This is a genomic window from Methylobacterium sp. JK268 (assembly GCF_054052225.1).
In genome coordinates, this window is sequence record NZ_JBSVZN010000027.1 from 99164 (window position 1) to 111585 (window position 12422).

The window sequence follows — 12422 nt, forward strand, 5'->3', positions numbered from 1 at the left end:
GCCTCAGCCGGCGGCGCCGTCATCGGCGCCGAACAGCGGCAGCACGCCCTGCGCCGGGCCCGCATCCGCCCCATCCGGAACCCGCATCCGCAACCACCGCGCGATGGCCGCGACCGCGTGCGCCTGCTCGTCCGGGCTCAGCGGGCGCCCGGCCGGGATGGCGTGCCATGTGGCGAGGCAGCCCCGGCAGCAGGTCGCCGTCGCGTGCTGGGCCACGAAGACCGGGTGCCCCCGGAAGGGCGTCTGCTTGCCGTCCCGGGCCGGCCGGGCCGGCGCGAGGCGCTCGGCGACGAGACCGCGCGCGTGATCGAGCACGGTCGCCCAGCCCTTCCGGCGTAGAACGGCAAGCTCCGCCTCCCGCAGGGCGAAACGCTGCCGGAAGGGCGAGCGCGACAGGGCGTCGAAGACCGCGTCGAGCGGCCTCATCGCGCCCTCCGGCGGCCGAGCCGCTCGGCGATCAGGATGCCGCTCACCACGAGCACGAGCGCCACCGCGTTGTCGAGCCGGAACGGCTCCCCGGCCAGGGTGACGGCGAGCCCCGCCCCGAAGACGGGCACGAGGTTCACGAAGACGCCGGCGCGGTTCGGCCCGATCAGTTCGACGCCGCGCATGAAGAAGAGCTGCGAGATCAGGGACGGCCCGAGCCCCACGAAGGCGATGATCGCCCAGCCGGTCGCGGTCGGCCAGAGGAGCCGCCCGGTCGCCCACTCGTAGGCCATGAGCGGCAGCGAACTGAGGAGCGCGGCCACCGCCAGGGCGGTGAAGAACGTGATCCCGGAGACCGGCGGACGGCGGCGCAGCCCGACCGTGTAGCCGGCGTAGAGGAAGCAGGCGATCAGCATGAACAGGTCGCCCCGGTTCAGGCCGGAAGTGACGAGCGCCGCCACGTCGCCATGGGTCGCCGCGACCGCGACGCCGAGGAGCGTGATCGCGACGCCGAGCCCCTGCATGGCCCCGACCGGCGTCCGGTAGACGAGGAAGCTGAAGGCCAGGACCAGGACCGGCACCGAGCCCTGGAACAGGGCGAGGTTGGCCGCGGTCGTGTAGCTGCCCGCCACGTAGAACAGCGCGTTGAAGAGCGTGAAGCCGCAGGCTCCCATCAGGACGACGCGGGGCCAGGCCCGGCGCAGGGCGGGCCACTCGCGGGCGACGGGCCGCGCCGCGACGGGCGCCAGCGCCGTGCAGGCGACGAGCCAGCGCAGGGCGGTGAGCGCCAGGGGCGAGACCTGCCCCACCGCCCACTTGCTCGCGACCGCGTTGCCGGCCCAGATCAGCGCCGTGAGCGTGAGGAGCCCGTAGGCCTCGGTCGCCCGCGCGGGCGGGGGCGGCAGGAGGGCCGGGACGGGTTCGGCGCGAGCCATGGCGGGGCCTCGTCGGGTCGGAGAGCAGTCGGCAGGACACCGTGCCTATCACGCGGCGCCGGTGCCGGCTTCGGCGGCGGACGAAGGATGGCCATGCGGATCCGGCCGATCCCCGCTGAGGCTTTTCCGTCACGGACGCCCGCCGCCCGAGGCCGTAAAGCGCCGCCATGCTGGAGTTGCGGGATTATCAGCGCGCGAGCCTCGACGCGCTGCGGGCGGCGTTCGAGGGGCGCGCGGGACCGCCCCTGCGCGCCGGGCTGATCGTGCTGCCGACCGGCGCCGGAAAGGCGCTGGTGATCGCGGCGCTGGCCCGCGAGACCCTGGCCCGCGCGCCCGGGACTCGCATCGCCATCGTCACCCACAGCCGCGAACTGGTGGCGCAGAACCACCGCGAGCTCCTGGGCTACTGGCCCGAGGCGCCCGCCGGCATCTTCTCGGCCGGGCTGGGGCGGCGCGAGGCCGCCGCGCCGGTGCTGGTCTGCGGCATCCAGTCGGTCTGGGACAAGGTCGCGGCCCTGGGGCCGCGCGACCTCGTGATCGTCGACGAGGCCCACCTGATCCCCCGCGCCGCCGAGACCCGCTACGGCCGCTTTCTCGGCGAATTGCGGGCGCTGGCGCCCGGGATGCGCGTGGTCGGCCTCACGGCGACGCCCTACCGGCTCGACAGCGGGCGCCTGGACGAGGGCGAGGGCCGCCTGTTCGAGCGCATCGTCCACGAGGTCACGGTCGGCGCCCTGATCGCGCGCGGCACGCTCGCCCCGCTGATCTCCAAGGCGACGGCGACCGCCCTCGACGTGACCGGGGTCGGGCGGCGGGGCGGCGACTACATCCCGGGCGAGCTCGAAGCCGCCGTGAACCGCGACTGGATCACCTGCGCGGCGGTGGAGGAGATGGTGGCGTTCGGGCGCGGGCGCCGGGCCTGGCTCGCCTTCTGCGCCGGGCGCGCCCACGCGCAGGCGGTCCGGGACGCGGTGCGGGCGGCCGGCATCGCCTGCGAGACGGTGGCGGGCGACACGCCGAAGCGCGCCCGCGACCGGATCGTGGCGGATTTCCGGGCTGGCCGGATCCGCTGCCTGACCTCGGTCGACGTGCTCACGACCGGCTTCAACGTGCCGGAGGTCGACCTCGTGGCGCTGCTGCGGCCGACCCAGAGCACCGGCCTCTACGTGCAGCAGGTCGGGCGGGCCCTGCGCCGCGCGCCCGGCAAGGAGGACGCGCTGATCCTCGACTACGCGGGCCTCGTGCGGCTGCACGGCCCGGTCGACAGCGTCAACGCCCGCAGCGCCTCCGCCACGCGCGGGCGCGACGGAGAGGTGCGGGCGAAGCCCTGCCCCAGTTGCGGCGCCCTCGTCGCGCTCAACGCCTCCACCTGCGATGCCTGCTGGGTCGAGCCCGCGCCCGACGAGCAGGACGCCCCCCACGAGGCCGCCGCGGAGGATCGGCTTGCGATCCTCTCCGCGGCCGTGACGGCCGCGATCGCGGAGGCGTGGCAGCGCGTCCGGGACTGGCGCGTCGAGCCGGTGCCGGGCGGTCTCGCGGTGCTGCTCGAGGCCGGCGAGGCGACGCACCGGATCGGGCTCGACCTGGAGGCGGCGGGCTACGCCCGCGAGAAGGCGGTGCTGCGCTGGCGGGGCCTCGGCGGGGACCGGGACGCGCCGCTCTGCGCCGCCGAGGCCCTGGCGCGGCGCGACGAACTCGTCCGGCCGGTTCTGCTGCGGATCCGCCCGAGCGGCCGGCTCGGCGCCGAGGTCGCGCTGCGCTTCCCCGACGGGCGGGTCTTCACCGAGACGCGGCGGGACGACCAAGGGCTGTGAGCCCGGGCGCGTTGACAAGCTGTTGCATCTCCGTAACGAACGCTCATGTTCAAGATCCGCGAGACCAATAGCTTCAGTGACTGGATCGCCGGACTGCGTGACCGAGAGGCACGCTCGCGGATCAACATCCGGATCCGTCGGCTGACCCTCGGCAATCTGGGCAAGGTCGAGCCAGTCGGCGAGGGCGTGAGTGAGCTGAAAATCGATTACGGCCCAGGATATCGGGTGTATTTCATGCAACGCGGCAAAGACATCATCCTCTTGCTATGCGGAGGCGACAAGAGTACGCAATCCGTCGACATTGCGCGCGCGAAGGAGCTGGCCGCTAAGGAGAGGTTGCAATGACGATCGAGACGAGAGAGTGGGACCCCGCCAATTACCTCGACACCGAAGAGGATATGATCTCTTATCTCAACGCTGCATTCGAGGATGGGGATCCCGCGGTCATCATTGCGGCCCTCAACGATGTTGCTCGAGCCGGCGGCGCGACGACGCTGTCGGGGTTCGGCGATCGCCCGCGGATCCGGCCGCATGAGGACATCGCCGCGGGAAGCGATCCCCACATCTCGGCCGTCCTCTCCCTCGCGAATTCCCTGGGATTCAGGCTGAGCGTGCGCAAGGCCGGCGGCTGAGGATCGGCCCGCGCTTCCCCGACGGGCGGGTCTTCACGGAGACGCGGCGGGATGCAGCCGGCTGAGGTCCTGCATCAGGGCGGCCCGGGCCGGAAGAACAGGCCGGCCTTCAGGCTGTCGCCGATGCGGTGGGCGCGCGCGCTCAAGTCGACGGCGATGTCGCTCGGGAAGCAGGCGGCGGCGGTCTCCTCGAACAGGCCGAGCCAGCGGGCGAAGTGCTCCGGCGTGAGCGCGCCGAGGGCGAGGTGCTTGCCGAACGGGTTGCCCTTGTAGCGGCCCGTCCGGAACAGCACCGAGGACCAGAAGGCCCGGATCGTCTCCATGTGCCGCGGCCAGTCGGGATCGGGGATCGCCGCCGCGAAGACGGGGCCGATCAGCGGGTCGCGGCGCACGCGGGCGTAGAAGGCGTCGAGGAAGCGGGCGAGGCTCGCCTCGTCGAGGGGGCGGTCGGGCATGCGGGTGAGATGACGGCGCGCCGCCTCGGCATCAAGGTCGTCCGGCCGCCCGTCCCGCGGCCTAGCGTGTTCACACTTCGCCTATCCGCATGAAAAAGCTCTTCTTGCGCAGTCGCTTGAACGGAACCGAGGAGACCCGCGGGATCCCCTCTCCCGTGCGGGAGAGGGGTAGGGGTGAGGGTCCCGGACCGTGCCGTCATCAAACGAAGACGGTCGTGCTGGCAGCGGGACACGTCAGAATACTTGCTGAACCACCTGGACCCTCACCCCTGCCCCTCTCCCGCACGGGAGAGGGGTTCCCCGCGCCGCACCCGGCAACCTTCGTGTGGCAATATAAATATCTGGCTTGTTTGTATTTTTCGCGTTCTGTGAATCCGCTAGGTCCCGCGGCCGGGGGCCGCTGCGGGCGGGACGGTCAGGCGCCGAACACGCCCGGGCCCGGCAGTTTCCACGGCTCGTAGCGGACGTAGGCGAACTGGATGATCAGCAGCCGAAAGGACACCTGCCGTGCCAGCCGCATCTCCCGCGGCCTGCCCGTCAGCCTGTCGTAGAGCAGCTGACAGGACTGGGACGTGAGGTCCAGGCGCGTCTCGGCCCACATCAGCTTGATCGTGATCACGCCGGGTTCGTGCGTGACCTCGTAGCCACCGATCTTGTGGGGAACGGCATCCGTCGACCACGACTTCCTGACGCCCTCCTCGTCCAACGCGACGTCGCCGTGACCGGCCGCGTAGCCGCGCGACGTCGAGCCGGGCAGCATGAGGTCGAGGTTGAGGCTGAGGCGACGGCGCGGGCGGAGCGGCAGCAGGCGGATCAGGCGCCGCGCATCATCCTCCGCGAAGGTCGGCTCGTCGGCGACCAGCCGGTCCAGGATGGCGTTGCATTCGAGACGGTCGGCGAGGGAAAGCGGGGCGATCACGACGCTGCATCTCCACGGGACGCCGGGCACAGGATCACGGGATCGGGGACGAGCCTCGCGACGCCGGGGCGCGCCCGCCCCTCCGCCGCCCGGCCCGCATCGTCCCGCGTCGACGCGGATGGGCGAGCGGTCACGCCACGGCCTCTCCGTGACGCGGCGCCTTCCACGGCAGGTAGCGCACGGCCGCGACGAGGAGGAACAGGAAGGCCAGCGTCACCCGGCGGGCGATCCGCATCTCCCGCGGCTCGCCGGTCGCCTTGTCGTAGATCAGTTGGCAGAATCGACCGGTCCGGGTGGCGCCGGCCCCGGCCCAGATCAGTCCGATGGTGATCCGGCCCGGCACGTGGGTGACCTCGTAGCCGCCGATCCGGGGCACGGGCTCGGGGTCGCTGGACCAGGTCCGCTCGGCATCGACCGCGACGGTGTCGAAGCGGCCATGGCCGTCGCCGTCGCGCGGGCGGGTCTCGCGCCACGACCTCACGTTGACGGTGAGGAGACGCGACGGCCGGACCGGAACCAGGGCCATCAGGCGGCGCGCATCCGCCGCGGCGAAGGTGGGCTCGTCCGCCACGAGCCGGTCGATGATCGCATGGCCCTCGAGGCGTTCGGCCAAGGTCATGGCGGCCCTCATCGTCGGCGTCTCCGTCGAAACCGGCCTTTTCCTAACGTAAGGTTAATGCGCCAGCTATGCGGCAAACAACGGATGTTGCCCCAACGTCACACGCGACCGCTTCCGCAGCAACATCGCCCGGATCCGGACGCTGATCATGCGATCCGCGTCACGTCCGCGCCGAGACGGTGCGAGATCTCCCGCGCCGCGTCGCGCACCGCGGCGCCGATCGCCGCGATGCGGCCGTCCTCCATGCGCGCCGTCGGCCCGGAGACCGAGATGCCCGCGATGGCCTCCCCGTGCGCGTTGAAGATCGGCGCGGCGACGCAACGCATGCCGTGGGTGCGCTCCTCGTCGTCGAGCGCGTAGCCGCGCCGGCGGGCCGCGGCGAGGTCGTCGCGCAGGCGCGCGGCATCGGTGAGCGTGCGCGGCGTGAAGCGCTCCAGCACGGTATCGCGCAGGACGGCGTCGCGCTTGGCCGCGTCGAACCCCGCCAGCAGCGCCTTCCCGATCCCCGAAGCGTGGAGCGGCGCCACCATGCCGGGCGGGAAGAAGGCGCGGATCGCCGCCTGCGTCTCCACCTGGCTCACGAACAGGACGCCGCCGCGCCACTCCACGCCGAGATTCGAGGTCTCGCCGGTCTGCTGCATGAGGTGGCGCATGGCGCCGCGGCTGCGATCGACCAGGTTCGTGCGCCGCAGGAAGGCCGAGCCGATCCGGAACGCCGCCGCGCCCACGTGCCAGTCCTGGCGGTCGGCCGAGACCTCCACGAAGTGTCGGGCTTCGAGGGTCGCCAGCACGCGGTGCATCGTCGCCACCGATTGGCCGAGCGCCTCGGCGATCTCGGTGAGCGTCATGCCCTCCCGCGTCGCGAGCACCTCCAGCACGTCGAGCGCCCGGTCCAGCGCCTGGATGGTGACGTGGCCGGACTCGCCCGCCGCGCCCCGCGGGCGGCCCCTGCGCCGGATCGGGGAGGACATCGGGATCACCTCGTCGCACGGATCGCTCGCGGGATTGCGCATCACCATGAAAACCCATTCCGCACAATGAAAAAACCCAACCGCTTGCGGAGATGGCGGAAATCTTGGTTTTTCACCGTGTAAAAAACATTTTCAAGAAAATTTCCTTCTCGCCGGGGCGGTGCTAGAAGGCGTGACGGACAAGGGAGAATACGCCGATGCAGAACCCCGTCTTCATACCGGGGCCCACCAACATCCCGGAGGTGCTGCGCAAGGCCGTCGACATGCCGACCCTCGATCACCGGTCGGCCGCCTTCGCGGAGATCCTCGATCCGGCCCGGGCCGGGGTGAAGCGGGTTCTGCGCAGCGAGACCGCGGAGGTCTTCGTCTTCCCGTCGACCGGCACCGGCGGCTGGGAGATCGCGATCGCCAACACGCTCTCGCCCGGCGACACCGTGCTGGCGGCCCGCAACGGGATGTTCAGCCAGCGCTGGATCGACCTCTGCCGACGGCACGGGCTCGCCGTCGAGGTGGTCGAGACGCCCTGGGGCGAGGGCGTGCCGGCCGCGCGCTTCGAGGAGATCCTGACCGCCGACCGGGAGCACCGGATCAAGGCGGTGCTCGCGACCCACAACGAGACGGCGACCGGGGTGCGCTCCGACATCGCGGCGGTCCGGCACGCCCTCGACGCGGCCCGGCACCCGGCCCTTCTCTACGTCGACGGCGTCAGCTCCATCGGCTCGATGGAGTTCCGCATGGATGCGTGGGGGGTCGACGTCGCGGTCACCGGCTCGCAGAAGGGCTTCATGCTGCCGGTGGGCCTGGCCATCACGGCCTTCTCGCCGCGCGCCCTGGAGCGGGTGGAGACGGCACGGCTGCCGCGCAGCTTCTTCGACATCCGCGACATGCGGCGGGGCTACGCGCAGGGCGGCTATCCCTACACGCCGCCGGTCGGGCTCCTGAACGGGCTGCGCCTCTCGACCGAGATGCTCCTCGCCGAGGGGCTGGAGGCGGTGTTCGCGCGCCACCGGCGCATCGCCGAGGGCGTGCGGGCCGCCGTCGCGGCCTGGGGCCTGCCGCTCTGCGCCCGCTCCCCGGACCTCTACTCGGACACCGTGAGCGCGATCCGCACCCCGGCGGGCTTCGACGCCACCGCCCTCGTCACGCACGCCGCCACGGTCTACGACGTCGCCTTCGGCACCGGGCTCGGGGAGGTCGCCGGCAAGGTGTTCCGCATCGGCCATCTCGGCCGGCTCACCGACGTGCAGGCCCTGTCGGGCCTCGCCACCGCCGAGATGTGCATGGCGGATCTCGGCCTGTCGGTCCGGCTGGGCTCGGGCGTCGCGGCGGCGCAGGAGTTCTACCGGACCTCGGCCGCCTCCCCGCTGCGGGCCGCCGCGTGAGGCCGAGGGCGATGGAGGTCCCCACCCTCGACGACGTGCGCGCGGCCGAAGCGCGCATCGCCCCGCACATCCATCGCACGCCGATCCTGACCTCGCGGATGCTGAACGACCTCAGCGGGGCCGCGCTGTTCTTCGAGGGCGAGACCCTGCAAGAGGCCGGGGCCTTCAAGGCGCGCTGGGCCACGAGCGCGGTTCCGCTGGCGGCGATCCTGCGCCACCGCGACACCTTCGCCGGCAAGCGCGTCGGCGTGATCGTCACCGGGGGCAACGTCGACCTCGACGCCCTGCCCTGGATGTCCCACCGAGCGGGAGCAACGCCATGAACGCCGTCACACCCTCCCGTCCCGAGGTCGGCTTCGACGTGCCCGCGCTGCCGGGCATGGCCGAGGCCGAGATCCAGACGCCCTGCCTCGTCCTCGACCTCGACGCGCTGGAGCGCAACATCCGCCGGATGGGGGACTACGCCCGGGCGCACGGCATGCGCCACCGCGTCCACGGCAAGATGCACAAATCCGTCGACGTGGCGAAGCTGCAGGAGCGGCTCGGCGGCGCCGTCGGGGTCTGCTGCCAGAAGGTCTCGGAGGCGGAGGTCTTCGCCCGCGGCGGCATCAAGGACATCTTGGTCTCGAACGAGGTGCGCGACCCGGTCAAGATCGACCGGCTCGCGCGGCTGCCGCGGACCGGCGCGCGGATCATCGTCTGCGTCGACGACATCGCCAACGTGGCCGAATTGTCGGAGGCGGCGGGGCGGCACGGCACGCGGCTCGACGTCTTCGTGGAGATCGATTGCGGCGCCGGGCGCTGCGGCGTCACCGAGACCGCCGAGGTGGTGCGGATCGCGCAGGCCGTCGCGGCGGCGCCGCACCTGCGCTTTTCCGGCCTGCAGGCCTACCAGGGCGCCATGCAGCACCTCGACGATTACGAGGCGCGCCGGGCGAAGCTCGACGCGGCCATCGCCCTGGTGCGGGACGCCGTCGCGGCGCTCGAGGCGGTGGATCTCAAACCCGAGCTGGTCTCCGGCGGCGGCACCGGCTCCTATCCCTTCGAGAGCCAGTCGGGCGTGTACAACGAGCTGCAATGCGGCTCCTACGCCTTCATGGACGCGGATTACGGCCGGATCCGCGACGCCGCGGGCCGCCGCATCGACCAGGGCGAGTTCGAGAACGCGCTCTTCCTCCTCACCAGCGTGATGAGCCACGCCAAGCCCGACACGGCGATCTGCGACGCGGGTCTCAAGGTGCAGTCGGTGGATAGCGGCCTGCCCGTCGTCTTCGGCCGCGACGACGTGGCTTACGTCAAGTGCACGGACGAGCACGGCGTCATCGACGACCCGCGGGGCGTCCTGAAGGTCAACGACCGGCTGCGCCTGGTGCCGGGCCACTGCGACCCGACCTGCAACCTGCACGACTGGTATGTCGGCCTGCGCGGCGGCACGGTCGAGGTGGTTTGGCCCGTCTCGGCCCGCGGCAAGGCCTATTGATCGTCCCTCGATCGGAGTCGGTCCCATGCTCATCGTTCCGGAAAACGCCGTCGCGGGCCTGATCACGCGGGCCGCGTGCTTCACGGCGATCGAGGGCGTCTTCGCCGCCATGGCGCGGGGCGCCGCCCGCAACTTCCCGGTGGTGCGCGAGGCGATCGGACACGCCGACGCGCTCTACGGCTTCAAGTCCGGCTTCGACCGGGAGAGCCTCGCGCTCGGGCTCAAGGCCGGGGGCTACTGGCCGCGCAACGCGGAACGCGGGCTCACCAACCACCAGTCGGCGGTGTTCCTGTTCGAGGCGGAGACCGGCCGCTGCCGGGCCGTGGTGGGCGGCAACCTGCTCACGGCCCTGCGCACCGCGGCGGCGAGCGCGGTGTCGATCCGGCACCTCGCGCGCGCCGACGCGCGGGTGCTCGGCATCGTCGGGGCCGGCCACCAGGCGGCCTTCCAGCTCCGCGCCGCCCTGGAGCAGCGCCCCTTCGCGCGGGTGCTCGGCTGGAACCGCAACCCCGCCCGGCTGGAGCGGCTGGCCGCGGTGGCCGGGGAGGCGGGCGTCGCGTTCGAGGCGGCGGATCTCGACCGGCTCGGCGCGGAATCCGATGTGATCGTCACCATCGCGTCGTCCCACGCGCCGCTGCTGCGGGCCGATCAGATCCGCCCCGGGACGCACCTCGCCTGCATGGGGACCGACACCAGTGGCAAGCAGGAGGTGGAGGCCGCGCTCGTGGCGCGGGCGAGCCTCTTCACCGACGAGGTCGCGCAGGCCGCGACGATCGGCGAGTGCCAGCACGCGGTGGCGGAGGGGCTGGTGCGGCGGGAGGACATCGCCGAGATCGGCGCGGTGATCATCGGGGCGCATCCGGGCCGGACTTCGGACGCGGCGATCACGCTCTTCGACGGCACCGGAATCGCCCTGCAAGACCTTGCGGTGGCGGCCTCGGTGGTCGACCTCGCGGTGGCGAAGGGGCTGGCCGTGGAGGTGCCGTTCTGAGGGGGCGCGCTCGCCGCTTCCCCGACGCGGAAGCGGGGATCCCGCGGGACGTCTTGACGCCAGCTACAGCATTTCCCGCTGCAGCGGACTCCGGTTCAGCAGAGTAAGAGCGACGAAATCAAAAACCTCAAGCGGATCCCAGATTTCAAATTGATCGAATGCTGCTCTATTGCCAAAATCCCAGCATGCAAATCGTGCTAAGGGCTGTTTAGGGTGCGAAGCAGATCTTAATTCGCGGTCACGGCAATTCTATTTAGTGATACCTCGAACGGGCCGACGCGGATGTGCAGGCCGTCATCCTTAAAGACCTCCAGCTCGTGGAGCCGTCCTCCGACGACGTGCAGCAGGAGGTTGACGCAAGGCCAAGACGAGTCATCGCCTTCCAGGTAGCGGCCCGCGACTGGGATACGCCCGACGACCCCGGCCGGCGCCCCCTCGACCTGGAACCGCAAGCTGCCCCGGTCGTCGATCCGACGCACCAGCGCGGTCCGGACCTGCGCGGCAAGGCCGTTCCGCCCGGGGAAATCGGCGGACAGAAGGTGGTCGAGCACAGCCCGCTCCTGCGGCCCGAGCGCACGCCATTCGACGATTTCAGCCCTCGGCACAGCCACCGATCCGGCAGCCGAGAGGTCGCCCTCGCGCAGCCAACCGATCGCCGCGTGCGCTTCCCGCCCGGCGGCCTTGGCCGTATCGAACAACCCGGACCGGCCCAGGTCCGTGCCACCCCAAGACGACCACGAGCCGTTCTCGTCATCCTCGTGCCGAAGGATGGCCTCTCTGTAGACGTATAGGCCGACGGGGGTCTCGAAGACTTGCGCGCAGCGCAGGCCGTCAGGGCTCAACCACTGTTCAACAAGCCTGTCGGACCCGTGCCGGCACGCGTCACGCAGACCCAGGAGCGCGCGAGCCGCCCGGGTTCGCTTGGCTGGCGGGAGCGACAGTCCCATGTCCCCGACCTCGATCCGTTCGAGATGCGCAACGAGCGCATCCTCGGATATGGCGGTGTCGCGCGTCAGGGCCGTGAGATCGGGGACGTAGTCGTCGTACTCGTCGTCGGGACCAAAATCGCCCAGGCTGATCGGATCCCAGACTCGGCGCAGGACGTGCCCAACGTGCGATGCCAGCCCGTCGTTGTCGCCAGCGTCACGCATCGCGCCGTCCCGTTTCGCCGGGCTCAATGCTGATCGCGACCGCGCGGTTGCGGATCAGTCCGCTGAGCCCGTAGCAGGGCTCAAGCTCGAACTCGATGTCGTCTGAGGCCGTGTCTGATGCGATGTAGTTGCGTCGATCCGGCCGATCGAGCGCCGGGCGAAGAACGAGGCTGCCAATGACGTTCCAACAGTTGAACCCATTGAGGCTCAACTCCTTAACATCATGCAAGGTGAAGGTCACGACCGAGTGACGGTTGAGAAAGAGTCTACCATCCAGGCCGATGTTGTCGGTGACAATCCAACCGTGCACACGCAAGGTGGTCAGGCGACTGCGTTCGAGGTGCGGACGAAGGACCTCGCCCTCGTCGAAGGTCGGTACGAGGCCGAAATACCGAACCGGTTCGGGCCCACCGGGCACCTCCCCATAGACCTTCTTCGGCACTGCGCTTTCCAGTCTTAGTTGACCAATGTGTAGACATTCAGCCATGGGCACTTCACATCCGCAGCGAATAGGAAGCAGACCATCGCAAAGTCAAACCGATTAGTTTTTTGCCCTAGGATTTTCGGCTGTCGATGGTCTTTCTGCTTCTGCGAACGATGAGCGGGCACGGTGCTCCGGGAGTACGCGCGTGCTCCTCGCGACGCGC

Annotated in this window: 15 protein-coding genes; 7 read left to right on the top strand and 8 right to left on the bottom strand. The window is 70.9% G+C overall.

Going from position 1 to position 12422, the window contains the following annotated elements:
• Positions 1-3: 3 nt before the first annotated feature.
• Positions 4-426 carry a DUF4186 domain-containing protein gene (locus ACW9J6_RS24770; protein WP_457119106.1) on the bottom strand — a complete coding sequence of 141 codons (423 nt, stop codon included), beginning with the start codon at positions 424-426 and terminating at the stop codon, positions 4-6.
• Positions 423-1361, bottom strand: a complete 939-nt coding sequence (locus ACW9J6_RS24775; RefSeq protein WP_457119107.1) for a DMT family transporter — start codon at positions 1359-1361, stop codon at positions 423-425. The genes ACW9J6_RS24770 and ACW9J6_RS24775 overlap by 4 nt, the downstream gene beginning before the upstream one ends.
• A 167-nt stretch (positions 1362-1528) precedes the next feature.
• Between ACW9J6_RS24775 and ACW9J6_RS24780 the strand changes: the two genes are divergently transcribed.
• Genes ACW9J6_RS24780 through ACW9J6_RS24790 form a run of 3 tightly spaced genes read left to right on the top strand, consistent with a single transcriptional unit; the run spans position 1529 to position 3807 of the window.
• Positions 1529-3175 carry a DEAD/DEAH box helicase gene (locus tag ACW9J6_RS24780; RefSeq protein ID WP_457119108.1) on the top strand — a complete coding sequence of 549 codons (1647 nt, stop codon included), beginning with the start codon at positions 1529-1531 and terminating at the stop codon, positions 3173-3175.
• 45 nt (positions 3176-3220) lie between these two features.
• On the top strand, positions 3221-3520 hold the full coding sequence (locus ACW9J6_RS24785; RefSeq protein ID WP_457119109.1) for a type II toxin-antitoxin system RelE/ParE family toxin: 300 nt from the start codon (positions 3221-3223) through the stop codon (positions 3518-3520).
• Complete coding sequence (locus ACW9J6_RS24790; RefSeq protein ID WP_457119110.1) at positions 3517-3807, top strand: helix-turn-helix domain-containing transcriptional regulator; 291 nt, start codon at positions 3517-3519, stop codon at positions 3805-3807. Before ACW9J6_RS24785 ends, ACW9J6_RS24790 begins: the two co-directional genes overlap by 4 nt.
• 74 nt (positions 3808-3881) lie before the next feature.
• Here the strand turns inward: ACW9J6_RS24790 and ACW9J6_RS24795 are convergent, their stop codons facing one another.
• The 4 genes from ACW9J6_RS24795 to bhcR all read right to left on the bottom strand — a co-directional run bounded on the left by ACW9J6_RS24795 (position 3882) and on the right by bhcR (position 6771).
• Entirely contained in the window at positions 3882-4262 is a 381-nt protein-coding gene (locus ACW9J6_RS24795) for a group III truncated hemoglobin (protein ID WP_457119111.1), read from the bottom strand.
• A 415-nt stretch (positions 4263-4677) separates the two neighbouring features.
• On the bottom strand, positions 4678-5181 hold the full coding sequence (locus tag ACW9J6_RS24800) for a hypothetical protein (protein WP_457119112.1): 504 nt from the start codon (positions 5179-5181) through the stop codon (positions 4678-4680).
• 130 nt (positions 5182-5311) lie between these two features.
• A complete protein-coding gene (locus tag ACW9J6_RS24805) occupies positions 5312-5800 on the bottom strand; it encodes a hypothetical protein (RefSeq protein ID WP_457119113.1) in 489 nt (162 codons plus the stop codon).
• A 146-nt stretch (positions 5801-5946) separates the two neighbouring features.
• A complete protein-coding gene (gene bhcR / locus ACW9J6_RS24810) occupies positions 5947-6771 on the bottom strand; it encodes an HTH-type transcriptional regulator BhcR (RefSeq protein WP_457119114.1) in 825 nt (274 codons plus the stop codon).
• A 197-nt stretch (positions 6772-6968) separates the two neighbouring features.
• On the opposite strand from bhcR, the gene bhcA reads away from it, so the two are divergent.
• Genes bhcA through bhcD form a run of 4 tightly spaced genes read left to right on the top strand, consistent with a single transcriptional unit; the run spans position 6969 to position 10624 of the window.
• Positions 6969-8153 (top strand): L-aspartate--glyoxylate aminotransferase BhcA, encoded by a 1185-nt coding sequence (gene bhcA / locus ACW9J6_RS24815; protein WP_457119115.1) that lies wholly within the window; start codon positions 6969-6971, stop codon positions 8151-8153.
• A gap of 11 nt (positions 8154-8164) precedes the next feature.
• Entirely contained in the window at positions 8165-8476 is a 312-nt protein-coding gene (locus ACW9J6_RS24820; RefSeq protein ID WP_457119150.1) for a hypothetical protein, read from the top strand.
• The gene (gene bhcC, locus ACW9J6_RS24825; protein ID WP_457119116.1) at positions 8473-9633 is read left to right on the top strand and encodes a 3-hydroxy-D-aspartate aldolase BhcC; all 1161 of its coding nucleotides are present in this window, start codon (positions 8473-8475) and stop codon (positions 9631-9633) included. The genes ACW9J6_RS24820 and bhcC overlap by 4 nt, the downstream gene beginning before the upstream one ends.
• Before the next feature lie 25 nt (positions 9634-9658).
• A complete protein-coding gene (gene bhcD / locus ACW9J6_RS24830; protein ID WP_457119117.1) occupies positions 9659-10624 on the top strand; it encodes an iminosuccinate reductase BhcD in 966 nt (321 codons plus the stop codon).
• Between the two features lie 227 nt (positions 10625-10851).
• On the opposite strand, the gene ACW9J6_RS24835 is transcribed toward bhcD, so the two are convergent.
• Both ACW9J6_RS24835 and ACW9J6_RS24840 read right to left on the bottom strand, forming a co-directional pair.
• Positions 10852-11775, bottom strand: a complete 924-nt coding sequence (locus ACW9J6_RS24835) for a hypothetical protein (protein WP_457119118.1) — start codon at positions 11773-11775, stop codon at positions 10852-10854.
• Positions 11768-12217: an Imm50 family immunity protein gene (locus ACW9J6_RS24840; RefSeq protein ID WP_457119119.1), complete on the bottom strand. Its 450-nt coding sequence runs from the start codon at positions 12215-12217 to the stop codon at positions 11768-11770. The genes ACW9J6_RS24835 and ACW9J6_RS24840 overlap by 8 nt, the downstream gene beginning before the upstream one ends.
• Positions 12218-12422 lie beyond the last annotated feature (205 nt).

Coding starts and splice junctions, on each gene's coding strand:
- bhcR (WP_457119114.1), bottom strand. CDS start 6,771: ATGTCCTCCCCGATCCGGCGCAGGGGCCGCCCGCGGGGCGCGGCGGGC.
- ACW9J6_RS24790 (WP_457119110.1), top strand. CDS start 3,517: ATGACGATCGAGACGAGAGAGTGGGACCCCGCCAATTACCTCGACACC.
- ACW9J6_RS24835 (WP_457119118.1), bottom strand. CDS start 11,775: ATGCGTGACGCTGGCGACAACGACGGGCTGGCATCGCACGTTGGGCAC.
- ACW9J6_RS24795 (WP_457119111.1), bottom strand. CDS start 4,262: ATGCCCGACCGCCCCCTCGACGAGGCGAGCCTCGCCCGCTTCCTCGAC.
- bhcD (WP_457119117.1), top strand. CDS start 9,659: ATGCTCATCGTTCCGGAAAACGCCGTCGCGGGCCTGATCACGCGGGCC.
- ACW9J6_RS24770 (WP_457119106.1), bottom strand. CDS start 426: ATGAGGCCGCTCGACGCGGTCTTCGACGCCCTGTCGCGCTCGCCCTTC.
- bhcC (WP_457119116.1), top strand. CDS start 8,473: ATGAACGCCGTCACACCCTCCCGTCCCGAGGTCGGCTTCGACGTGCCC.
- bhcA (WP_457119115.1), top strand. CDS start 6,969: ATGCAGAACCCCGTCTTCATACCGGGGCCCACCAACATCCCGGAGGTG.
- ACW9J6_RS24780 (WP_457119108.1), top strand. CDS start 1,529: ATGCTGGAGTTGCGGGATTATCAGCGCGCGAGCCTCGACGCGCTGCGG.
- ACW9J6_RS24820 (WP_457119150.1), top strand. CDS start 8,165: ATGGAGGTCCCCACCCTCGACGACGTGCGCGCGGCCGAAGCGCGCATC.
- ACW9J6_RS24775 (WP_457119107.1), bottom strand. CDS start 1,361: ATGGCTCGCGCCGAACCCGTCCCGGCCCTCCTGCCGCCCCCGCCCGCG.
- ACW9J6_RS24785 (WP_457119109.1), top strand. CDS start 3,221: ATGTTCAAGATCCGCGAGACCAATAGCTTCAGTGACTGGATCGCCGGA.
- ACW9J6_RS24805 (WP_457119113.1), bottom strand. CDS start 5,800: ATGACCTTGGCCGAACGCCTCGAGGGCCATGCGATCATCGACCGGCTC.